At 30.3% G+C, this 22,064-nt stretch carries 24 protein-coding genes and 1 other annotated feature; all 24 genes read left to right on the top strand.

The annotated features are described in order from the left end of the window. Position 1 precedes the first annotated feature (1 nt). The 24 genes from mtaB (at position 2) to dnaG (ending at position 22,037) form a co-directional block, all read left to right on the top strand. The gene (gene mtaB / locus ACFWUA_RS09315; protein WP_416197746.1) at positions 2-1,306 is read left to right on the top strand and encodes a tRNA (N(6)-L-threonylcarbamoyladenosine(37)-C(2))-methylthiotransferase MtaB; all 1,305 of its coding nucleotides are present in this window, start codon (positions 2-4) and stop codon (positions 1,304-1,306) included. Between the two features lie 48 nt (positions 1,307-1,354). Next, positions 1,355-1,699, top strand: coding sequence for a histidine triad nucleotide-binding protein (locus ACFWUA_RS09320; RefSeq protein WP_416197747.1), 345 nt, complete (start codon positions 1,355-1,357; stop codon positions 1,697-1,699). A 112-nt stretch (positions 1,700-1,811) separates the two neighbouring features. Continuing rightward, positions 1,812-1,994, top strand: a complete 183-nt coding sequence (rpsU, locus tag ACFWUA_RS09325; protein ID WP_072743307.1) for a 30S ribosomal protein S21 — start codon at positions 1,812-1,814, stop codon at positions 1,992-1,994. A 12-nt stretch (positions 1,995-2,006) separates the two neighbouring features. Further along, positions 2,007-2,450, top strand: a complete 444-nt coding sequence (locus tag ACFWUA_RS09330; RefSeq protein WP_416197748.1) for a GatB/YqeY domain-containing protein — start codon at positions 2,007-2,009, stop codon at positions 2,448-2,450. Positions 2,451-2,532: 82 nt separating this feature from the next. After that, positions 2,533-3,291, top strand: a complete 759-nt coding sequence (locus ACFWUA_RS09335) for an NfeD family protein (RefSeq protein WP_416197749.1) — start codon at positions 2,533-2,535, stop codon at positions 3,289-3,291. After that, the gene (gene floA, locus ACFWUA_RS09340; RefSeq protein ID WP_416197750.1) at positions 3,281-4,267 is read left to right on the top strand and encodes a flotillin-like protein FloA; all 987 of its coding nucleotides are present in this window, start codon (positions 3,281-3,283) and stop codon (positions 4,265-4,267) included. The genes ACFWUA_RS09335 and floA overlap by 11 nt, the downstream gene beginning before the upstream one ends. Positions 4,268-4,286: 19 nt before the next feature. After that, positions 4,287-4,712 carry a hypothetical protein gene (locus ACFWUA_RS09345; protein WP_416197751.1) on the top strand — a complete coding sequence of 142 codons (426 nt, stop codon included), beginning with the start codon at positions 4,287-4,289 and terminating at the stop codon, positions 4,710-4,712. Positions 4,713-4,815: 103 nt separating this feature from the next. Continuing rightward, the gene (gene yqfC / locus ACFWUA_RS09350) at positions 4,816-5,094 is read left to right on the top strand and encodes a sporulation protein YqfC (protein WP_416197752.1); all 279 of its coding nucleotides are present in this window, start codon (positions 4,816-4,818) and stop codon (positions 5,092-5,094) included. Positions 5,095-5,105: 11 nt separating this feature from the next. After that, positions 5,106-6,290, top strand: a complete 1,185-nt coding sequence (gene yqfD, locus ACFWUA_RS09355; protein WP_416197753.1) for a sporulation protein YqfD — start codon at positions 5,106-5,108, stop codon at positions 6,288-6,290. Positions 6,291-6,292: 2 nt separating this feature from the next. After that, the gene (locus ACFWUA_RS09360) at positions 6,293-7,264 is read left to right on the top strand and encodes a PhoH family protein (RefSeq protein ID WP_416197754.1); all 972 of its coding nucleotides are present in this window, start codon (positions 6,293-6,295) and stop codon (positions 7,262-7,264) included. 23 nt (positions 7,265-7,287) lie between these two features. Continuing rightward, positions 7,288-9,402, top strand: a complete 2,115-nt coding sequence (locus ACFWUA_RS09365) for an HD family phosphohydrolase (RefSeq protein WP_416197755.1) — start codon at positions 7,288-7,290, stop codon at positions 9,400-9,402. After that, positions 9,403-9,867, top strand: coding sequence for an rRNA maturation RNase YbeY (gene ybeY, locus ACFWUA_RS09370; RefSeq protein ID WP_416197756.1), 465 nt, complete (start codon positions 9,403-9,405; stop codon positions 9,865-9,867). Between the two features lie 14 nt (positions 9,868-9,881). Continuing rightward, on the top strand, positions 9,882-10,580 hold the full coding sequence (locus tag ACFWUA_RS09375) for a diacylglycerol kinase (protein WP_416197757.1): 699 nt from the start codon (positions 9,882-9,884) through the stop codon (positions 10,578-10,580). A gap of 12 nt (positions 10,581-10,592) precedes the next feature. Then, on the top strand, positions 10,593-11,651 hold the full coding sequence (locus ACFWUA_RS09380; protein ID WP_416197758.1) for a DUF3048 domain-containing protein: 1,059 nt from the start codon (positions 10,593-10,595) through the stop codon (positions 11,649-11,651). Positions 11,652-11,662: 11 nt separating this feature from the next. Then, entirely contained in the window at positions 11,663-12,064 is a 402-nt protein-coding gene (locus tag ACFWUA_RS09385) for a cytidine deaminase (protein WP_416197759.1), read from the top strand. Positions 12,065-12,074: 10 nt separating this feature from the next. Continuing rightward, positions 12,075-12,959 (top strand): GTPase Era, encoded by an 885-nt coding sequence (era, locus tag ACFWUA_RS09390; protein WP_416197760.1) that lies wholly within the window; start codon positions 12,075-12,077, stop codon positions 12,957-12,959. A gap of 15 nt (positions 12,960-12,974) precedes the next feature. Beyond that, positions 12,975-13,733: a DNA repair protein RecO gene (gene recO, locus ACFWUA_RS09395; protein WP_416197761.1), complete on the top strand. Its 759-nt coding sequence runs from the start codon at positions 12,975-12,977 to the stop codon at positions 13,731-13,733. Position 13,734: 1 nt separating this feature from the next. Continuing rightward, on the top strand, positions 13,735-14,187 hold the full coding sequence (locus tag ACFWUA_RS09400) for a DUF4342 domain-containing protein (RefSeq protein ID WP_416197762.1): 453 nt from the start codon (positions 13,735-13,737) through the stop codon (positions 14,185-14,187). Positions 14,188-14,241: 54 nt separating this feature from the next. Next, positions 14,242-14,415, top strand: a binding site (T-box leader). A gap of 62 nt (positions 14,416-14,477) precedes the next feature. Continuing rightward, entirely contained in the window at positions 14,478-15,365 is an 888-nt protein-coding gene (glyQ, locus tag ACFWUA_RS09405) for a glycine--tRNA ligase subunit alpha (RefSeq protein WP_416197763.1), read from the top strand. Then, positions 15,358-17,439 (top strand): glycine--tRNA ligase subunit beta, encoded by a 2,082-nt coding sequence (gene glyS, locus ACFWUA_RS09410; protein WP_416197764.1) that lies wholly within the window; start codon positions 15,358-15,360, stop codon positions 17,437-17,439. Before glyQ ends, glyS begins: the two co-directional genes overlap by 8 nt. A gap of 53 nt (positions 17,440-17,492) precedes the next feature. Next, entirely contained in the window at positions 17,493-18,137 is a 645-nt protein-coding gene (locus ACFWUA_RS09415; RefSeq protein WP_416197765.1) for a helix-turn-helix transcriptional regulator, read from the top strand. Between the two features lie 12 nt (positions 18,138-18,149). Continuing rightward, positions 18,150-18,977, top strand: coding sequence for a pyruvate, water dikinase regulatory protein (locus tag ACFWUA_RS09420; RefSeq protein WP_416197766.1), 828 nt, complete (start codon positions 18,150-18,152; stop codon positions 18,975-18,977). A gap of 142 nt (positions 18,978-19,119) precedes the next feature. Beyond that, complete coding sequence (locus ACFWUA_RS09425; RefSeq protein ID WP_416197767.1) at positions 19,120-20,136, top strand: deoxyguanosinetriphosphate triphosphohydrolase; 1,017 nt, start codon at positions 19,120-19,122, stop codon at positions 20,134-20,136. Positions 20,137-20,222: 86 nt separating this feature from the next. Further along, positions 20,223-22,037, top strand: coding sequence for a DNA primase (gene dnaG, locus ACFWUA_RS09430; RefSeq protein ID WP_416197768.1), 1,815 nt, complete (start codon positions 20,223-20,225; stop codon positions 22,035-22,037). Positions 22,038-22,064 lie beyond the last annotated feature (27 nt).

The raw sequence follows: 22,064 nt of genomic DNA on the forward strand, positions 1-22,064 counted from the left end.
AATGAAAAAAGTTGCTTTTCACACACTAGGATGTAAAGTAAACCAATATGAAACAGAAGCAATGGAAGAATTGTTTGAAAAATTTGGATATAATATAGTAAATGAAAATGAATATGCAGATGTATATGTTATAAATACGTGTACTGTAACCAATTTAGGAGATAGAAAATCCAGACAATTTATTAGAAGGGCAAAGAAACTTAATCATGATTCTATTATAGCGGTGGTAGGGTGCTATGCTCAAGTAGCCCCAAAAGAGATAGAGAAAATGAGTGATGTAGATGTCATAATTGGTACAAGTGATAAAAGAAAAATTGTGGAGCTATGTGAAAAGGCAAAAGAAGAAAAAAAACAGATAAATATGGTTAAAGATTTTAGAGAACTTAAAGATTTCGAAGAATTGGAGATTGAAGAAGTTAAATCAAGGACTAGGGCCTATATAAAGATACAAGACGGCTGTAATCAATATTGTTCATATTGTATTATACCTTATGCTAGAGGTCCTATTAGAAGTAGACCACTTGAAAACATAATAGATGAAGCGGAAAGGCTTTCACAAGCTGGGTTTAAAGAGGTAGTCCTTACAGGTATTCATGTAGCCAGTTATGGAAAAGATCTAGGAGACATCAGTTTACTAGATGTTATAAAAGAAGTAAATAAAATTGAAGGTATTGAAAGAATAAGACTTAGTTCTATTGAACCAACACTCATAGATAGAGAGTTTATGGAAAGTATAAGCAATATGCCCAAAGTTTGTGATCATTTTCATTTATCCCTACAAAGTGGTTCAGATACTATTCTAAAGAGGATGAATAGAAAATATACGACATGCGAATATAGAAATATTGTAAAGCTCATAAGGGAGTATATGCCTTATGCTGGAATTACTACTGATGTAATAGTAGGATTTCCTGGAGAAGGAGAAAAAGAATTTGAAGAGACTTATGATTTTGTAAAGGAAATAAATTTTTCTAGAATTCATGTGTTCAAATATTCTCCTAGAAAAGGGACCCCTGCTAGCAAATATATAAATCAAGTAGATGGCAATATAAAAAATGAGAGAAGTGAAAAATTGATCAATTTGGGAGAAGAACTTTCTAATAAATTCAATAAAAACTTATTAGGTAAAAAACTCAAAGTATTGTTCGAAGAAGAATCAAAAGATCCAAGGTTCATAGAAGGCTATACTACAAATTATGTAAGGGTTAAGGCACCTTTTAAGGATGAATATAAGGGAGAAATACTATCTGTAAAAATAATTAGTCTAGATGATGAAAATTTAATTGGAGAAATAGAGGAATTTTAATTTTTACGTAGAATATAATAATTAGAATGGTATTAGGAGGTGAATGGGATGAGTGATTGCATATTTTGTAAAATTGCACATGGAGAAATACCGGCAGATAAGATTTATGAAGATGATAAAGTTATAGTTTTTAATGACATAAACCCACAATCTCCTGTCCACTTTTTAGTTATTCCTAAAGAGCATATTTCTTCTATAAAAGAAATTGATGAAAACAATGTATCTATTATTAGTCATATTGTATTGATTATAAAGAAAATAGCTAAGGAAAAAGGACTAGATGAAAAAGGATACAGGATTATAAATAATTGTGGTGAATATGGAGGACAAACAGTAGAACATCTTCATTTTCACGTATTAGGTGGAAGACAATTGTTATGGCCACCAGGTTAAAATCTAGTTGCATAAATTCCACATATAATGTATAATAATCTAGTGCCGAATTCCGCTTACTGCATATAGTGTAGTAGGTACTCTTGCAGTGGATGAGGGGAGGGAGAAATAGATGGCAGAAATTAGGGTCGGAGAAAACGAATCACTAGACAATGCACTAAAAAGATTTAAAAGACAATGTGCTCGTTCAGGTGTTATGGCTGAAGTTAGAAAAAGAGAACACTATGAAAAGCCTAGCGTGAAACGTAAGAAAAAATCTGAAGCAGCTAGAAGAAAAAACAAAGGTAGATACTAAGAAGGTGGAAGTATGTCTCTAAAAGATAAGCTTATGGAAGATATGAAATCTTCAATGAAAAATAAAGACACCTTGAGGAAAAATACTATCACGATGGTGAGAGCAAGTATCAAGCAAAGAGAAGTCGATGAAAGAATTGAACTAACTGATGAAGATATTATAGATATTATAGCTAAGCAAGTAAAAGAAAAAAGAGATGTTATACAGGATTTTGAAAAAGGTGGACGAGAAGATTTAGTTGAACAGACAAAAAAAGAAATTGAAATTTTACTTGAATATTTGCCTAAACAATTAACAGAAGAAGAAGTTGAAGAAATAGTCAAGGAAACAATAAAAGAAGTAGATGCTAAATCCATAAAAGATATTGGACTTATTATGAAATCAGTTATGCCTAAGATCAAAGGTAAAGCTGATGGTAGCATGGTGAATAGTATTGCAAGAAAATACTTGGAATAAACCTAGGTTTAATTACCTAGGTTTTTTATTTATTGTATTTTTAATGATTAGATAATATAATAGGATTAATGGGGGTGATGATATGAAGTGTAGGAATGTGGGTAAAATTTTATTGACAGTATTTATGATCTTGATTTTTGTTAGTTCACTATCTTATTGTGAAGGAAATACAAATTCTACAGAAACAGAAATGAAAATAGTCAAAATAATCACCAATCCTTATGTCAGTACAATTTTATTAACTCTTGGTTTCATTGGAATGATGATAGAAATATTTACTCCTGGATTTGGAATTGGTGGCATCATAAGTATTATTTCATTTGGATTATTTTTTGGTGGCAATATGATGGCAGGGAATACAGAATGGACTTCTATAATTTTATTTGTTGCAGGTATGATACTTTTAATAGTCGAAGGAATGGTTCCAGGGTTTGGATTACCTGGGATAAGCGGCATAATTCTTGTGGTCATAGGATTAGTATTGGCTATGAATTCCCTACAAAACGCTTTAATGGCTGTAAGTATTTCTATTATTATCACCGCTATTATCACAGTTATATTGGTAAAATATGGTCATAAGAAACCCTATTTTGACAAAATAGTACTTTCTACAGAGCAGAAAAATCAGGAAGGATATACAAGTGCAAATTCTAAAATTGAATATTTAGGAAAAGAAGGTATAGCTATAACAGAATTGAGACCAAGTGGAATAATAGAGGTAGAAGGAAAAAGAATGGATGCACTATCAGAGGGAAACTATATAAGTAAAGGTTCAAAGATAAAAATAGGAAAAGTGGAAGGCTCAAAAATTATTGTGAGGAGGTTAGAAAATGACAGGTAGTTTAGGATTTACTATAGGAATTACAATTCTTATTGTTTTACTGGTAATATTGTTTTTTACTTTTGTTCCTGTAGGATTGTGGATAACGGCTTTCTTTTCAGGTGTAAAAGTAAGTATTTCAAATTTGATAGGTATGAGACTTAGAAGAGTTGTACCTTCAAGAATTGTTAATCCAATGATTAAAGCAACAAAAGCTGGATTAGATATAAGCGTAAATGAGTTGGAAGCACATTATTTAGCTGGTGGGAATGTAAATGTTTTAGTAGATGCATTGATAGCAGCTCAAAGAGCAGAAATTCCATTGGAATTTGAGAGGGCAGCTGCTATAGATTTAGCTGGAAGAAATGTATTAGAAGCAGTGCAAGTAAGTGTAAACCCTAAGGTCATTGAAACACCAGTGATATCTGCGGTAGCAAAAGATGGTATTGAAGTTATGGTTAAAGCTAGAGTCACTGTGAGAGCTAATATTGAAAGGTTAGTAGGAGGCGCTGGTGAAGAAACTATTATTGCCAGAGTTGGAGAAGGCATTGTTACAACAGTAGGTAGTTCAAGCAGCCATAAAGAAGTGCTTGAAAACCCTGACAGTATATCCAAAACTGTATTAGATAAAGGACTAGATTCAGGCACAGCATTTGAGATACTTTCCATTGATATAGCTGATGTAGATGTAGGAAGAAATATTGGAGCTAAATTGCAGACGGATCAGGCAGAAGCTGATAAAAGAATTGCTCAAGCTAAGGCAGAAGAAAGAAGAGCTATGGCTGTAGCAAGAGAACAAGAAATGAAAGCAGAAGTTCAAGCTATGAAAGCAAAAGTAGTAGAATCAGAGGCAGAAGTACCACTTGCATTGGCAGTTTCACTTAAAGAAGGAAAAATTGGTTTTATGGATTATTACAATATGAAAAATTTATTAGCTGATACAGATATGAGAAGTTCTATTTCTAAAATGACTAAAGAAGATGAGTATAAAGAATAAATTTTGAGGATGTGTTAATATGGACATTTCCGATATTTTAACTATATTTTTTATTTTTCTACTACCTATAATAATCAAAAGCATTCAAGAAAAAAACAAAATAGAAATGGCTAAAGGTACTAAATCAAATACTTTATCTAAGTCTGACATGAAAAAATACAATACAAAGAAAAAAGAAAAAAAAGTACCTTTAACTGTAGAAAATAAACAAAGGAAATCTTTAGTTGAAGAAAGAAGAGAAACTAATGAAAATTACAGATATCTAGACTCGGAATATGAGCTTGATGAAGTTAAAGTACAAAATATTGATGTAGAAAAAGAAAGCAAAGAAGCCAAAGAAAAATCACAAGTATTAGGTGAATTTACTAAAAATGATATTGTTAAAGGGATAGTAATGAAAGAAATATTATCAGAACCAAAATGTAGACAAAATAAAGTTTATTAAAAATAAAGAGTATGTTAGTCAAGTACAAAGACTACATACTCTTTATTTTGTAATACCTCCTTTATTTTAAGCATAAATTTAAATAAAAAGGAGGGCTTTTTAAGTGAAAAATAAAGTGGATGATATAAAGTCGAATATTTCAGATATATTTGAGCTTCCAAAAGAAATAGTCATGGATTTGCCGAAGATAACAATGATAGGTAATATGCAAATACTAGTTACTAATCACAAAGGTATTATTGAATACACAAAAGAAATTATAAGAATTAATACGAATTCTGGAGTTATTAAAATAACTGGTTCTGATATGTATTTAAAAACCATTCTTTCAGAAGAGATAATTATTTCAGGGCTTATCGAAAAGCTTGAATTTTTGTACTAAGGGGTGTATATATGCTAGCTATAAAAATATGGAATTATTTTAGAGGATATGTTATTATTAGAGTTGAAGGACTTACTCTTGAAAAGTTTTTAAACTTAGCTGTAAACAAGGATATATACCTTTGGGATATAGAAAGAATTGAATATACAGTTATTGAAGGGAAAGTAAGTTTAGAGGGTTTTAAAGCTCTAAGGGAGGTTGTAAAGACTGTAGGCTGTAGGGTATATATAATTGATAAAAAGGGTTTTCCTTTTTTGTTAGAAAAGATTAGAAAGAGAAAAATGTTTGGAATTGGTTTTATAATATTTATAGCACTTATAATATTTTTATCTTCGTTTATATGGAGTATTGAAATATTAGGAAATGAAAAGATTAAGGATGAAGAAATCATAAAATTTTTGAATAGCATAGATGTTTCTTCAGGTAAAATGAAATATAATATAGACTTTGAAAATATAAAAAATAAAATATTTGATGAATTTGATGAATTTTCTTTTGTTTCAGTTGAGATGAGAGGAACTAAACTTTTTATAAATGTAAAAGAACAGGAATTACCACCTGAAAAAATAGATACGAAAACTCCTTGCAATATTGTAGCTAAGAAAAAAGGAGTTATAAAAAAAGTCATTGCAAGAAATGGGAAAAGCATCGTAGAAGAGGGCCAGGTAGTAGAAAAAGGTCAAGTATTAATAACTGGGATCATAAAAGATGAGTCTATGGAAGAAAATATACTTGTTCATTCAGATGGGGAAGTATTAGCCATCACTAGATATGCGTATACAATGGAAGAAGCTATCGAAAAAGAAATAAAAGAGGAGACTGGTGAGGTTTATATAAGAAAAGAGTTGAAATTTGGAGAAAAAGGAATACAAATTATAGAAGGAGAAATTCCTTTTAAAGAGTATATAGTAGTTGAGGATACAAAAAATATAGTGGATTTTTTACCTATACAAATTGTAAGCTATGAATATAGAGAAGTTGAAGTAAAGAAAATAAAACAAAATATAGATTCACTGAAACGTTCAACCCAAGTATTGGCAGTACAAGAAATAAATAAGATATTGCCTAAAGATAGTCAAGTAATATCTAAAGATGTGAAGTATAATATAGAAGATAACAAATTGATAACACAGGTAATTATAGAAGCTATTGAAGATATAGGAGAAAAGCAAATAATTTATAATAGGGAGGATTAGTTTTGAGTAAAGACATCACGGAGAAAATCATTGCTATAGAGGATGAAAATGTTGTATTTGAGTTATTTGGCAAATTTGATGAAAATATAAAGATAATTGAAAGTGAATTTAGTGTAGAAATTCTTTTGAGGAGTGGAGAAATAAAAATAATAGGTGAAGAAATTCCAGTTATGCTGGTAGATAGGCTTATATATAAATTAATTGAAATAATAAAAGCACAAGGTAAACTTGCAAAGCAAGAGCTAATGTATACCATTCAACTTATTTATGAAGGAAAAGAAGAAAAGGTAAAAGAATTAATAGATGAAACTATATGTATCACTTCATCTGGAAAGAGTATAAAACCTAAAACTTTAGGTCAGAAAAGATACATTGATTCTATAAAAAATAATGATATAGTATTTGGAATTGGTCCAGCAGGTACTGGGAAAACTTATCTTGCTATGGCTATGGCAGTAAATGCTTTTAAGAATAAGGAAGTCAATAGAATAATATTGACAAGGCCTGCAGTGGAAGCTGGAGAAAATCTAGGATTTTTGCCTGGAGATTTACAAGAAAAAGTGGATCCATATTTAAGACCTGTATATGATGCACTATTTGATATAATGGGTTTTGAGACTTATGGAAAGTTTGTTGAGAAAGGGCTTATAGAAGTAGCACCATTAGCATATATGAGAGGAAGAACATTGGATTCTGCTTATGTAATACTTGATGAAGCACAAAATACTACAAATGAGCAGATGAAAATGTTTTTAACAAGATTAGGATTTGGTTCAAAAGCTATAATCACTGGTGATATCACTCAAATAGACTTGCCACGTGGAAAGTCCTCTGGTCTTAAGACTGTAACTAAAATACTTTCTGGAATAAATGGTATAGATTTTGTTTATCTAACAAAATTAGATATTGTGAGACATCCATTGGTACAGAAAATAATAGAAGCTTATGACAAATATGAAAAAAATGCTGAGTAGATATTTTGTTGGGGGGTTATCCCATGATGAAACAAAAAATTAAGGACAAACGAATAAAAAGGCCAAAAGTTAAAAGGGTGGTTTCATATTTTTCTGAACACAAAAATGTTGGCATTATAGTATTACAAATTATTTTTACATTGCTTCTGTTTTTTACAATTATTGACAACATAGAGCCGAAAAAGGTAAAGGTAAGGATAGGAGATGTATCTCCTTATGAAATTAGAGCTACTAAAGATATAGAAGATAAAGGTGCTACGCAAAAATTAAAAAATGAGGCAATGGAAAGGGTTGAGCCTAGATTTAGAGTCAATCCATCTGTTCAGATGAAAATGAAAAATGATATTAGAGTTTTTTTTGGCCTTGTGAAAGATGTAAAAGCTTATGACAATATGAGCAATACAAAGAAAGCCAATTTGCTTGAAGAACAATCAAATATAAAATTACAACCTAAATACTTTAATATAGCTGTGAGAATAGACAACAAAGAATTAAATTCTTTAGAAAATGCTATATATGATATTATAAATCAAATAATGAGCACAGGTATAAAAGAAGAAGAGTTAGAGTATGAAATGGAAAATGTAAAAAGTATTTTTAAAACTTTGGATATGTCCAAAGAAGAAAAGGAACTAGGTATGGTTCTTATAGAATCTACTATAGAACCCAATAAGTTTTTAGATATGGAGGCAACTCAAAGGAAAAAGTTAGAGGTAGCTGAAAATGTAGAGCCAGTTATTGTGAAAGAAAATCAAGTAATTGTAAGAAAAGGCGATAGAATAGATGTAAATGCATATGAAATGATAAAAGATTCTGGGCTTTTAAAAGAAAAAGAAGGGTATGATTTAAGTACCATAATAGGTACAATTATTATTATTCTATTAGTAGAATCTGTGATAGGGTTGTATTTATATCATTTTAACAAGGAAGTTTTCACAAGTTCAAAGCTAGTTATACTAGATATTATAATTATAAGTATAGTTCTTATATCTGAAGGAGTATATAGTATTTCACCATATATAATGCCTGTTTCTACAGCCGCTATGCTCATTACTCTTATCATAAATCCAAAACTGGCTTTAATAATAAATGCTATATTGGCCTTTTTAATTGGAATTATTTTAAAAGTTGATGAAAGTGTAGTAGCTATGCTATTGATTGGAGGAAGTATAGGAGCATTTAGCGTGATAAATGCCTCCCAAAGATATAATATTTTTTTCAATGGATTGGTAGTTGGAATTGTAAATGTTTTGACTATAGTATCTTTTGGTCTTGTAAAAAGAGCAGATATTTTAGATACCCTTATAAAGAGTGGATATGGTGTATTAAATGGGATTTTTTGTGCAGTTTTAACTATAGGTACATTGCCTTTGTGGGAAAATGTATTTCAAATATTGACTCCTCTTAAGTTACTAGAACTTTCTAACCCAAATCAGCCCCTTCTAAAAAAATTACTTATGGAGGCTCCTGGGACATATCATCACAGTGTGTTGGTAGGAAATTTAAGTGAGGCAGCTGCAGAGGAAGTAGGAGCAAATCCACTTATAGCAAGAGTTGGAGCATATTATCATGATATAGGAAAACTAAAGAGACCTTATTTGTTTAAAGAAAATCAGTTTGGATTTGACAATCCTCATGACAAATTAAACCCAAGCCTTAGTACACTGATTATAACAAATCATACTAAAGATGGGCTAACAATGGCAGAAGAGTATAATTTGCCTAAAGAAATAAAGGATATAATAATTCAACATCATGGAGATACGATAGTAGCATATTTTTATTATAAAGCACTAAAAGGTGAAAATAGTGAAAATGTAAAGATTGAGGATTTCAGATATAAAGGGCCTAGGCCTCAGACCAAAGAAGCAGCTATAATAATGTTAGCTGATTCAGTGGAGGCTGCAGTTAGATCTATTAAGGAACCTAACAAAGGGAAAATAGAAGAAATGGTCAGAAATATTATAAAGGGCAAATTAGAAGATGGACAACTTGAAGAATGTGACTTGACTTTAAAAGATTTAAACACAATTGCCAATATTTTTTGTACTGTACTTTTGGGCATATTCCATGATAGGATAGAGTATCCAAAGCTTGATATAAATGAAGTAAAAGGCGAAATTAAAGGAGAGATATAGATGGATATATATATAGATAATAGACAGGACAAGATAGAAATAGATGAAAAAATTGAAGCCATTGAAACTATTATAAATCAGGTTATAGAGGAATGTTTAAAAGAAGAGGAACATTCTACAGATGTGGAAGTGAGCGTTTCTTTTGTAGACAATGAAGAAATTAGAGAATTAAATAAAGAATATAGAAATGTAGATTCTCCTACAGATGTGCTTTCTTTTCCTATGGAGGAAGATTCTTTTGGTCTTTTTACACCTCTTTTAGGTGATATTGTCATATCTCTTGAACGTGCTTTAGAACAATCAAAAGAATATGGACATACTTTTGAAAGAGAAATAGCGTATTTAACTGCTCATAGTATGTTTCATCTTCTTGGATATGATCATATGACAGATGAAGATAAAAGGATTATGAGAGAAAAGGAAAAAAGCGTCATGAAAACTTTAAAGATATTTAAAAATGAATAAAATAAGGTGGTTAAATGAAATCTAGAAGTCTTATAGATAGTTTTAATTATGCGGTAGATGGAATAATTTATACATTAAAAACTCAAAGAAATATGAGGATACATTTTAGTTTAGCTGTTATAGTTCTTGTTTTAAGTCTATTTTTAAATTTTAGTAGACTTGAATTTTTGATACTATTTTTAACAGTAAGTTTTGTGATAGCTTCAGAAATGATAAATACATCTATAGAAAAATCCATAGATCTTTTTACAGAGGATTATCATCCTTTAGCAAAAATTGCAAAAGATGTGGCGGCAGGGGCAGTTCTCGTATCAGCTATAAATGCTATAGTGGTGGGTTATTTATTGTTTTTTGATAGATTAAATCCTTATTCCCATTTACTATTATTTAAAATCAAAAATTCACCAATTCATTTGACTTTTATATCTATATTTTTAGTCATAATTATAACTGTAATTATAAAAACAATAGCTCAAACAGGTACTCCTTTTAAAGGAGGAATAGTTAGTGGACATTCAGCTATTGGTTTTTTAATAGCAACAATCATAAGTTTTTTAGCTCAAAATGTATTAATCACAACATTGGCTTATTTTATGGCTATACTATTAGGAGAAAGTAGAGTAGAAGGGAAAATTCATAGTTCTTTTGAAGTGATAACAGGTGCTGTATTGGGAATTTTAATAGGAATTTTAGTTTTCCAAATTATAGGCTAACAGGAGGGATTTATGAAAAAGATATTATTTATTTTCTTGGTATTTTCTATTGGCTTAATTGGTGTGGGTTGCAGAAGAAATGAAGTGGGGATAGGAGATGATGAAGGGATAGTAATTGCTGACGATGAAGAAGTAAATAAAGAAGATGGAAAAGAAGACGAAGGTTTGAAGGAAGGCATACCTTCACCTTTAAGCGGAATTTATGCATCTAAGGGAAAAGTAAGTAGAAGGCCAGTAGCGGTTATGTTTGATAATCATCCAAGAGCTAGATGGCAAGCGGGCCTTTCAGAAGCAGAAGTGGTTTATGAATTTATGGTAGAAGCACCTTATACAAGATATATGGGAATATTTCTTATAAATGACCCAGAAGAATTAGGGCCAATTAGAAGTTCAAGACCTTATTTTGTTACTACTCTATTGGAGTATGATCCAATATATGTAAGAGTCGGCGGAAGCGAGGAAGCTAAAAAAGATATAAAAACCTTAGGTATTGCAGATATTGATGGATTGTCAAGTTCACCAAGTGTTTTTTATAGAAATACTAAGAATGGCAAAAAAAAGCCTCACAATCTTTATACAAATATGAATATTATACGAAAAACTCAGGCTGAAAGAGGATATAAACTAGAAGGAAACTTTGAAGGATTTAAATTTTTCACTGAAGATACTGAAATAAATGGCTTTTCTGCAAAAGATGTAACTATTATCTACAACAATGAAAACAATACTCAGTATGTGTATGATGAAGCTAAAAAAAATTATAAAAGATATAAAGATGGTAAGCTTCATATTGATGAATATTACAATATACCAATTGTAGCTAAAAATATTGTCATACAAGAGGCCAATACAAAAGTTGTTGATAAAGAAGGTAGACTTAAAATTGATTTGATAGGTAGTGGAAATGGTATATATATAACCAATGGACAAGGTCAAAATATTACTTGGACTAAAAATTCTAGAAATGCTAAAACTAAATACTATGATGAAAGTGGAAGAGAAATAAAATTCAATTCTGGCATCACTTGGATTCAAGTGATAAATACAAAAACAAATTTAGCTATTAAATAGGAGTGATTGTTTTGAATCAAAGAGAACTTATAGAAAAGGCTTTTGAAGCTAAAAAAATGGCTTATGTGCCTTATTCAAATTTTCATGTAGGAGCAGCAGTACTTATGGAAGATGGTAGTATATATGGAGGGTGCAATATTGAATCAGCCTCATATAGTCCTACAAACTGTGCTGAAAGAACTGCTATTTTTAAGGCAATTTCAGAAGGAAAGAGAAACATAAAAGCTATAGCTATTGTAGGAGATGCGGGTTTTACTTATCCATGTGGAGTTTGTAGACAAGTTATAAGAGAATTTGGGAAAAATGCAAAAATAATCATTGCTAAATCATTAGATGAATACAAAGAATATACTTTAGATGAATTGTTGCCTTACAGTTTTGGGCCAGAAGATTTAGAAAATGCAGTGAAATAGGAGTGATGCTATGTATAAATCAGGTTTTGTAACTATAATAGGAAGACCTAATGTAGGAAAATCAACGCTTTTAAATTTTATAATCGGAGAAAAGGTTTCAATTATTTCAGATAAACCTCAAACTACAAGAAACAAAATTCAATGTGTATATACTCAAAATGATTTTCAAATAGTGTTTATAGATACTCCAGGTATTCATAAACCTAAAAATAAATTAGATGAATATATGATGAATATATCTAAGAGTACATTAAATGAAGTTGATGTAGTTACTTTTATGGTAGACAATAGCAAAAGAATAGGACCACTAGATGAAAATATTATTTCGCAATTAAGGGGTGTTAGAACACCTAAAATATTAGTTATAAATAAAATAGATAAGCTCTCAAAAGAAGATATAGCTGAAATAATGGACACATATAGAAGATTAAATATGTTTGATGACATAATACCAATTTCTGCAATGAATGGGACCAATGTGGCTCTTTATATAGATGTATTAAAAAGAATGTTGCCAGAAGGGCCACAATATTTTCCAGAAGATATGATAACAGATCAGCCTGAGAGATTTATTATAGCTGAAATTATAAGGGAAAAAGCACTTCATTATCTGGAAGAAGAAGTACCTCATGGAGTATTTGTAGCAATTGATATGATAAATACAAGAGATGACAAAGACATAATAGATGTTCATGCTACAATTTATTGCGAAAAAGAATCTCATAAAGGGATTATCATTGGGAAAAATGGAAGAAAATTAAAAGGGATAGGTAAAAGTGCTAGAATTGATATAGAAAATCTTTTGGGAAGTCAAGTTAATTTACAACTATGGGTAAAGGTAGAAAAAAATTGGAGAGACAAGGAAAATAAGATAAAGTATTTTGGATATGAATAGTATTGGAGTGACTAAATGCTTGTAAAATCTGAAGGAATAGTTTTAAGAGAAACAAAGTTTGAAGAAACAGATAAGATACTAAATATATTTTCTCTAAAACATGGGAAAATTCATGCCATTGCTAGAGGAGCATTGAGACCAAGAAGCCCATTTATTGCTAGTAGTCAAGTCTTTTCTTATAGTGAATATACTTTCTATAAAGGTAAAAATTTTTATCATATAAGTCAAGGTGATATCTTGAATTCTTTCTATGATATAAGAGAAGATATGAATAGGCTTCTATATGGTACTTATCTTTTAGAACTGGTTGATTCTTCTATTGTGGAAGAGGAACCAAATGAAAAACTTTTTAAATTGTTGATAAAAGCTTTGAGTGTACTGTCTAATATGGATGATGATTTTTTAAAATTTATAATTAGTTTTGAAATAAAATATATATCATTTTTAGGTTTTAGACCATTTTTAGACAGTTGCGTTATATGTGGAAAGGATATAAATGAAACACTAAGATTTAGTATAAAGCAAGGTGGAATTATATGCGAAGATTGCTTTGGATTGGAAAAAACTAGTCGGTACATGGATAAATCTATGCTTAAATATTTAAAACTTCTTTTATATACTTCTCTAGACAATTTAGGTGAAATCAAGTTGCCTAAAGATGTCATGACTAAATTGCAGGATATTTTGGTACAATATATATTGACATGTATAGAAAAAGATCATTTTAATTCATTAAATTTTATTAAATCAATTGAAAAAAATGGAGGTGCCTAATGTGAGTATATCTTTAGATGATATTGATAAAGTAGTTGCAAGAACGAATGCTAGCTATAAAGAAGCAAAGGAAGCTTTGGAGGCTTGTGATGGAGATGTAGTTGAGGCTATTGTTTATATTGAAAGCAAGGATAAAACTTTTGCACAAAATTTAGGGAATACAAGTGAGCAAATATTTGAAAAAGTAAAAGAATCTTTGAAAAAAGGAAATGTTACAAAGATAATTATAAGAAAAGATGGGGAAGTGATTATGAATATACCAATTACTGCTGGGGCAATAGGTACAGTACTATCTCCACAGATTGCACTATTAGGTTTTAGTACAGCTTTGTTTTCAAAATGTACTTTCGAAATAGTAAAAGAAAATGGAGAAGTTGTAAATATCAATGAAGCTGTGGAAAAGAAAATGTCAGGTAGTAAACAATCTTCTGATTCAGATGATGATAATGCATAGTATTGACAAGCTTAAATTTTTTTGCTAGATTATTAACTATAGATGAACTAAAGAAACTATGCAATGAAGAAGATAGTAGTCAATATATATTATATAAGCGAGCTAGGGGTGGTGAGAGCCTAGTATAATGAATTGATAAAGGGCACTTCTGAGCATATATCATGAGAGAATACCTTTTAAAAGGTATTAAGTAGGGTGGAACCGCGGAAGTTACCTTTCGTCCCTATAGGGATGTAAAGGTTTTTTTATGTCAAAATATTTTTAATCCACAAATTAAGGAGGTAACAAAAATGTATTTTCAGGAATTAATGCTGAAATTACTTGAATATTGGGGAAGCAAGGGGTGCATTATTTTAGAGCCTTATGATGTAGAAAAAGGTGCTGGAACGATGAATCCACATACTTTTTTAAGGGCATTAGGTCCAGAGCCTTGGAAGGTAGTATATGTGGAACCATCAAGAAGACCTGCAGATGCAAGGTATGGGGAAAATCCAAACAGGGTTTATCAGCATCATCAACTACAAGTCATTTTAAAACCATCTCCAGAGGATGTACAAGATCTTTATTTGGAAAGTTTGAAAGCAATAGGGATAGAACCTTTAAAGCATGATATAAGATTTGTTGAAGATAATTGGGAAGCTCCTACCTTGGGTGCATGGGGTTTAGGTTGGGAAGTATGGTTAGATGGAATGGAAATTACTCAATTTACATACTTTCAACAAATAGGTAGCGTAAACTGCGATTTAGAGTCAGCAGAACTTACTTATGGTCTAGAAAGGATAGCGATGTATCTTCAAGATGTAGACAATATATTTGATATTCAGTGGAATGATAGAATTAAATATGGTGAAATATTCAAGCAAGCAGAGTATGAACAGTCTGTATACAGTTTTGAAAAAGCTAATATAGAAAGTTTGACTACATTATTTAATATGTATGAAGAAGAAGCAAGAAGAGCTATTGAAGAAGGACTAGTACTTCCTAGTTATGATTATGTACTTAAGTGTTCTCATGCATTCAATGTATTAGATGCTAGAGGGGCTATTTCTGTTACGGAGAGAACTCATTATATAAGTAGAGTTAGAAATTTAGCTAAGCTTGTAGCACAAAGATATTTAAAGAAAAGAGAAGAACTTGGGTATCCCCTCTTAAATAAGGGAGGTGTGTCTAATGAGTAATAAATACTTATTAGAAATTGGAGTAGAAGAAATGCCTGCAAGGTTTGTAAAAAGTACTTTAGAGCAGATGAAAAATTATACTATAAATTTACTTGAAAATGAGAGAATTGAATTTGAAGAAGTAAAATTGAATTCAACACCAAGAAGATTAGTACTTCTAATAGATGGTTTGGCAGAAAGACAAAAGGATTTAAAAGAAGTAGTTAAGGGACCATCAAAAAAAATAGCTTTTGATGAGGAAGGCAACCCAACAAAAGCACTAGAAGGTTTTATGAGGGGTCAAGGAATTAGTTTGGATGATATATTTTTGCAAGAACACAATGGAGAAGAATATGTATATGTAAATAAGGTTAAAGAAGGAAAATTTGTAGAAGATATATTAAAAGAAAATATGCCCAATATGATAAAATCTATATCTTTTCCTAAATCCATGAAATGGGGAGGCAAAAACTTACGTTTTGCAAGGCCTATTAGATGGATATTGTCAATGCTAAATGACAGAGTTGTAGAATTTGATTTGGAAGGAATAGTTGCTTCAAACATAACCAGAGGGCACAGATTTTTAGGCAGTAGTCATATAGAAATAGAAAATGTAGATGAGTATGTTCCAAAGCTAAAGGAAAATTATGTAATAGTTGATGCAAATATAAGAAAAGAAAAAATAAAATATGGTTGTGAGAAATTAGCTAGAGAAAAAGGCGGAAATATATTGCAAGACGAAGCACTCCTAGATGAAATAACTAATATAGTAGAATATCCAACCCCAATTATAGGCAGAATAAAAGAAGAATATTTGGAATTACCTAAAGAAGTAGTCATTACCCCTATGAAAGAACATCAGAGATATTTTCCAGTTGTAGATGATAAAAAAAGATTGCTACCATATTTTATAACTGTAAGAAATGGAAATGAAGATTATATAGATATGGTCATAAAAGGGAATGAAAAAGTAATAGGCGCAAGGCTAGAGGATGCAAAGTTTTTCTTCAATGAAGATAAGAAAGAGCCTCTAGAAAATTGTGTAGAAAGGTTAAAGGATATTGTATTTCAAGAAAAATTGGGAACCCTTTATGACAAAACTATTAGAATTCAGAAGTTAGCAGTCAAAATTGGGAATTATCTCGAGGTAGGAGAAGAAACAGCAAAAAATATTGAAAGAGCAGGATATTTGTCAAAAGCTGATTTAGTGACTAAGATGGTAGATGAATTCACTGAACTTCAAGGAGTTATGGGTAGAGAGTATGCGAAAATATCAGGAGAAAATGAAATAACAAGTTTAGCTATATATGAGCAATATCTTCCTAGATATGCTGGAGATGAACTTCCAACAACTACAGCAGGAGCAGTTTTAAGTATTGCTGACAAGTTAGATACTATTGCCGGATGTTTTGCCATAGGAATTCAACCAACAGGTTCTCAAGATCCTTATGGATTAAGAAGGCAGGCCCTAGGCATAATAAATATAATATTGGATAAAAAATTAAATCTTTCATTAGGAGAACTAATAGATTTCGCATTATATATTTATGTAGAAGAAAATGGCTTAGCTTTTGATTACAATCAAGTAAAAGGGGATATATTGGAGTTCTTCAATGGAAGAATAAAAAACATGTTTATAGATATGGGTATTAGATATGATATAGTAGATGCTATATTAGCTACAGGAATAGATGATGTATTCGATATGAAACTTAGAGCAGATAAATTAAATACATGGCTAAATAAAGAAGAGTTAAATGATATACTTCAGGCTTTCAATAGAGTCAAGACACTAGCTGATAAATCAGAAACTAATGAAGTTAAAAGAGATTTATTAGTTGAGAAAGAAGAAATAAGACTTTATGAAACGTTCAATATTGTTGAAGAGAAAGTAATAGCTGCTCTTAATAAAAAAGAATATGATAAAGCACTAGATTATATGATTTCTCTCAAAGAGCCTATTGATAGTTTTTTTGACAATGTAATGGTAATGGTTGAAGATGAAAAAATAAAGTACAATAGATTGGGACTTATAAGAAAAATATCTGATACCATGCTTATGATTTGTGATTTATCTAAAATAGTAAGCAAATAAATATAAGCCCACATATGTGGGCTTGTTTAAAATATACCATCATGTGAGGGGTGGTGATTTTTATTCAATTAAGTGAGAGACAAGAAAAAATAATAGATATTGTGAAAGAAAATGAGCCTATTACTGGGGAAGCAATTGCAAAAAAGCTTAAACTTACAAGATCTACATTAAGACCTGATTTAGCCATACTCACTATGTCTGGAATTTTAGATGCTAGGCCCAAAGTGGGATATTTTTATACTGGAAAGACAGCTTTTAGTTTTGTTTCTGAAAGTATAAGAAAAATAAAGGTAGCTGAAGTGAAATCTGTTCCTGTAGTAGTTGATGAAGAAGTCAGTATTTATGATGCAATAGTTACTCTTTTTTTAGAGGATGTAAGTTCTATATTTGTTACATCCAATGGCTTTTTAACAGGAGTAGTTTCAAGAAAAGATTTTTTGAAAAATGCTATAGGAGGATTGGATTTAAACAAAACGCCTATAGGGGTTATCATGACTAGGATGCCTAATATCGTTGTTACAAAGCCAGAAGAAACTATATTAGATGCAGCTATGAAAATTATAGATCATGAAGTAGATAGTATTCCAGTAGTGGAAGAAGTTGAAATAAAAGACGGGAAAAGTGAATATAGAATCGTAGGAAAAATTTCCAAAACTACTATTACCCAATTGTTTGTAGAGCTTGGGAAGAATGATTAAGGGGGTAAATTTATGGATGGAAATGTAGTAGTTTATGTTTTATCAGATTCCATTGGAGAAACAGGTGAACAGGTTGCTAAAGCTGCTGTGAGTCAATTCAATACAGAAAAATATGAAGTCAGAAGATTTCCATATGTGACTGAAGAAGAACAAATAGTAGAAATATTTGAAGAGGCTAAAGAAGAAAGAAGCATTATAGTTTTTACTATTGTTATAGAGAGACTAAAGAAATTTATTATAGAGAAATCAAAAGAATACAATATACAAGTTGTAGATTTGATGAGTCCAATATTAGATGCTATAGAGAATGTAGTTGGATTTGGACCAAAAAGAGAATCAGGTCTTATACGAAAATTAGATGAACAATATTTTAAAAAAGTTGAGGCTGTTGAATTTGCAGTTAAATACGATGATGGTAAAGATCCAAGAGGCATAAAAAAAGCTGATATAGTTTTAGTCGGTGTATCTAGAACTTCTAAAACACCACTTAGTATGTATTTAGCACATAAAAATTTTAAAGTAGCTAATGTGCCACTAGTACCTGAAGTACCTGCACCATCAGAACTTTTTGAAAAGGATACGAAAAGAGTATTTGGATTGATTGCAAATTCTCAAAAACTCAACGAAATAAGACAGGAAAGATTAAAAGCCCTTGGCCTTAGCAACAATGCAAACTATGCAAGTATTTCAAGGATAGAAGAAGAGCTTGAATATTCAAAAAAGATAATGGAGAAATTGCAATGTAAAGTTATAGATGTTTCCAACAAAGCAGTAGAGGAAACCGCAGGGATAATATTGGAGATAATGAAACACAATTTTGGAGATGATTATGGAAAATAGAAGTATTGTTATATACAATGCTTCTATTTTACTTTTAAAGTGCAAATAAAATTTTTGAAAAATAAAGGATTATAAATAATTTTGTTGTATATATAATATCAGGAATATTTTTAAGTATTTATGTAAAAGGGGTATATATGATATGAATATACGATTAAAAACTGAAGAGATTGAAAGAAACATTCTTTCTCAATATGCAACTTTGAGTTCAGAGACAAAAGGTAGATTAACTTTAGAGAATAAATGCGAAATTAGAACAGATTTTCAAAGAGATAGAGATAGAATTATACATTCAAAAGCTTTTAGGAGATTAAAACATAAGACTCAGGTATTTATATCTCCTGGTGGAGATCATTATAGAACTAGACTTACTCATACTTTAGAAGTATCTCAAATTTCTAGAACCATATCTAGAGCCCTTAGATTAAATGAAGATTTGGCAGAAGCTATAGCCTTAGGGCATGATTTAGGGCATACACCATTTGGCCATACGGGAGAGAATGTATTAAATGAACTTCATCCTGGAGGATTTCGGCACAATGAGCAAAGCTTAAGGGTAGTAGATTATTTGGAACATGATGAGCATAGAGTTGGATTAAATCTGACATATGAGGTAAGAGATGGGATACTCAATCATACAGGAAAAAATTTTCCTCATACTTTAGAAGGATTGATAGTTAGAAAAGCAGATAGAATAGCTTATATAAATCATGATATAGATGATGCTATTAGGGCAAATATTATAAAGAATAAAGATTTACCTAAGGATTGTATAAAGGTATTGGGAAGAAGTCATGGAGAAAGAATCAATACTATGATATTGGACATAATAGAATGTAGTATGGATAGTCCACAAATTTCTACTAGTGATGAAGTAGAATACTATACAAAAAAACTTAGGGAGTTTATGTTCGAAAGAGTTTATTTAAATAAAAATGCAAAATCTGAAGAAGAAAAAGCTAAGTATGTCATTACAGAATTATATGATTATTATTTAAGTCATTCAGACAAAGTGTCTAGTCTTGATAGAAAAATTTATGAAGAAAAAAATTTATCTAGAGAAGATATGATTTGTGATTATATTGCAGGGATGACAGATAGATATGCAATAAATTTGTTTTACAATATTTTCATACCTAAACCGTGGGAAAAATATTAAAAAAAAGAAGGAAAATAAAAATATATGTCGAATATATTTTAAGTGTTTAGTAAATGCATATTGTGTTTACTAGTAGGGTGGTTGTTATGAGTTATTTGATAAATGATGAAATAATAGAAAGGGTTCGCTCAAGTAGTGATATTGTTGATATAATATCTCAATATATAAATTTGAAGAGGACAGGCTCGAATTATGTGGGATTGTGCCCATTTCACAGTGAAAAGACACCATCTTTTTCAGTATCGCCTACAAAACAGTTTTATCATTGCTTTGGTTGTGGAGAAAGTGGAGATGTTATTTCTTTCATTATGAAAGAGGAAAATTTGTCTTTTCCTGAAGCAGTAAAATTTTTAGCAGACAAACTAGGAATAATTATAGATGAAAAGGAAAACGAGAAAAATGTTGAACTTATGAAAGAAAAAAAGCTTTTATACAATATAAATAGGGAAACTGCTAGGTTTTTTTATTATAGTTTAAAATCTAATGCTGCGGCTTTATCTTATCTAAAAAAGAGAGCTGTAAGTGAAAAGACTATTAAAGTTTATGGTCTGGGTTTTGCAGATGGCAGATGGGATAGTTTGCTTAATTATTTAGTAAAAAAAGGATTTGAAGAAAAAGATTTAGAAATGGCTGGACTAATAATCAAGAAAAAAGGCAAGAATGGTTATTATGACAGGTTCAGAAACAGAATTATTTTTCCTATTGTGGATACTAGAGGTAATGTTATAGCTTTTGGTGGAAGGTCTATTGATTCTTCTAATCCTAAATATTTAAATTCTCCTGAAACAATTGTTTTTTCTAAAAGGAACAATTTATATGGACTAAATATTTTAAATAGGAAATCCGATAGAAAAAAGGTGGTTCTTGTAGAAGGATATATGGATGTAGTTTCTCTATACAATAGCGGGATAGATTATGCAGTTGCTAGTCTCGGGACAGCTTTTACACCTGAGCAAGGTAAGATGCTTGTTAGATATAAAGATGAAATTTATATATGTTATGATTCTGATACAGCTGGTATCAATGCTGCAAATAGAGCATTGGATTTATTAAAAGAAGAAGGAATAAATGCTAAAGTGTTGGTATTACCTATGAACTATGATCCTGATGATTTTATAAAGAAGTATGGAAGAGAAAAATTCGAAAACTTATTTCAAAATAGTTTAAATTATATCGATTTTAAAATATATTTCTATAAAAATAGATATGATTTAAATAATCCAAGTGAAAAGATTATGTTTACAAGGGATATGGGAAAGTTTTTGAAGGGAATAAAAAGTCCTGTTGAAAGAGATGTATATTTAGATAAGATTGCCAAGGAAACAGGAATATCAAGTGAAGCAATTAAAAGTGAATACAAAATGATTCCAAAGGACAAGTATATAAATGCTAATTATAGAAATAATAAAGATAAAATAATTCCTGTAAAAAATGTTTTAGAACCTGCTCATCTTAAAGCAGAAAAGACTATTATATATTTAATATCAAAAGACAAGAGAAAGTTTTTTAAAATTAAAAATAGATTAAACTCAGAGGATTTTATGAATTTTGAATGCAGAGAGTTGGCTAAGTTTATATTTGATTTTTATGAAGAAAACGAAAATATGAATATAGATAGTATCTATGACCATTTTGATGGTAGAGATGATGTAGATAGTGAAAAAATAAAAGAAATCTTAAACATGGATATAAATATAGAAGAAGGAGAAATAGATAAGGTTATAGAAGATTTATTAGAAACTATTTTTTACTCTAAATTAAAAATGAAAAGAAAAGAGATATCAAAAGAAATAAATGAGATTGATAAAAAACCAGATAAAACTGAAAGGGATGTTGAAAAATTCAAACAGTTATGTTTACAAATATTAGAAATAGACAGAGAGTTGAACTTGCACCAATAGTTTTACTGAAAGGAGGGAGTTCTGGTG

Source organism: Sporanaerobacter sp. (assembly GCF_047830725.1).
Taxonomy (GTDB): Bacteria; Bacillota; Clostridia; order Tissierellales; family Sporanaerobacteraceae; genus Sporanaerobacter.

Excerpts from the sequence above, each read along its gene's own strand:
- ACFWUA_RS09345 (WP_416197751.1), top strand. The coding sequence starts at position 4,287 with ATGGACATTTCCGATATTTTAACTATATTTTTTATTTTTCTACTACCT.
- ACFWUA_RS09320 (WP_416197747.1), top strand. The coding sequence starts at position 1,355 with ATGAGTGATTGCATATTTTGTAAAATTGCACATGGAGAAATACCGGCA.
- glyS (WP_416197764.1), top strand. The coding sequence starts at position 15,358 with ATGAGTAATAAATACTTATTAGAAATTGGAGTAGAAGAAATGCCTGCA.
- yqfD (WP_416197753.1), top strand. The coding sequence starts at position 5,106 with ATGCTAGCTATAAAAATATGGAATTATTTTAGAGGATATGTTATTATT.
- ACFWUA_RS09365 (WP_416197755.1), top strand. The coding sequence starts at position 7,288 with ATGATGAAACAAAAAATTAAGGACAAACGAATAAAAAGGCCAAAAGTT.
- ybeY (WP_416197756.1), top strand. The coding sequence starts at position 9,403 with ATGGATATATATATAGATAATAGACAGGACAAGATAGAAATAGATGAA.
- era (WP_416197760.1), top strand. The coding sequence starts at position 12,075 with ATGTATAAATCAGGTTTTGTAACTATAATAGGAAGACCTAATGTAGGA.
- ACFWUA_RS09425 (WP_416197767.1), top strand. The coding sequence starts at position 19,120 with ATGAATATACGATTAAAAACTGAAGAGATTGAAAGAAACATTCTTTCT.
- ACFWUA_RS09420 (WP_416197766.1), top strand. The coding sequence starts at position 18,150 with ATGGATGGAAATGTAGTAGTTTATGTTTTATCAGATTCCATTGGAGAA.
- mtaB (WP_416197746.1), top strand. The coding sequence starts at position 2 with ATGAAAAAAGTTGCTTTTCACACACTAGGATGTAAAGTAAACCAATAT.
- recO (WP_416197761.1), top strand. The coding sequence starts at position 12,975 with ATGCTTGTAAAATCTGAAGGAATAGTTTTAAGAGAAACAAAGTTTGAA.
- floA (WP_416197750.1), top strand. The coding sequence starts at position 3,281 with ATGACAGGTAGTTTAGGATTTACTATAGGAATTACAATTCTTATTGTT.
- rpsU (WP_072743307.1), top strand. The coding sequence starts at position 1,812 with ATGGCAGAAATTAGGGTCGGAGAAAACGAATCACTAGACAATGCACTA.
- ACFWUA_RS09330 (WP_416197748.1), top strand. The coding sequence starts at position 2,007 with ATGTCTCTAAAAGATAAGCTTATGGAAGATATGAAATCTTCAATGAAA.
- ACFWUA_RS09335 (WP_416197749.1), top strand. The coding sequence starts at position 2,533 with ATGAAGTGTAGGAATGTGGGTAAAATTTTATTGACAGTATTTATGATC.
- glyQ (WP_416197763.1), top strand. The coding sequence starts at position 14,478 with ATGTATTTTCAGGAATTAATGCTGAAATTACTTGAATATTGGGGAAGC.
- ACFWUA_RS09375 (WP_416197757.1), top strand. The coding sequence starts at position 9,882 with ATGAAATCTAGAAGTCTTATAGATAGTTTTAATTATGCGGTAGATGGA.
- ACFWUA_RS09380 (WP_416197758.1), top strand. The coding sequence starts at position 10,593 with ATGAAAAAGATATTATTTATTTTCTTGGTATTTTCTATTGGCTTAATT.
- dnaG (WP_416197768.1), top strand. The coding sequence starts at position 20,223 with ATGAGTTATTTGATAAATGATGAAATAATAGAAAGGGTTCGCTCAAGT.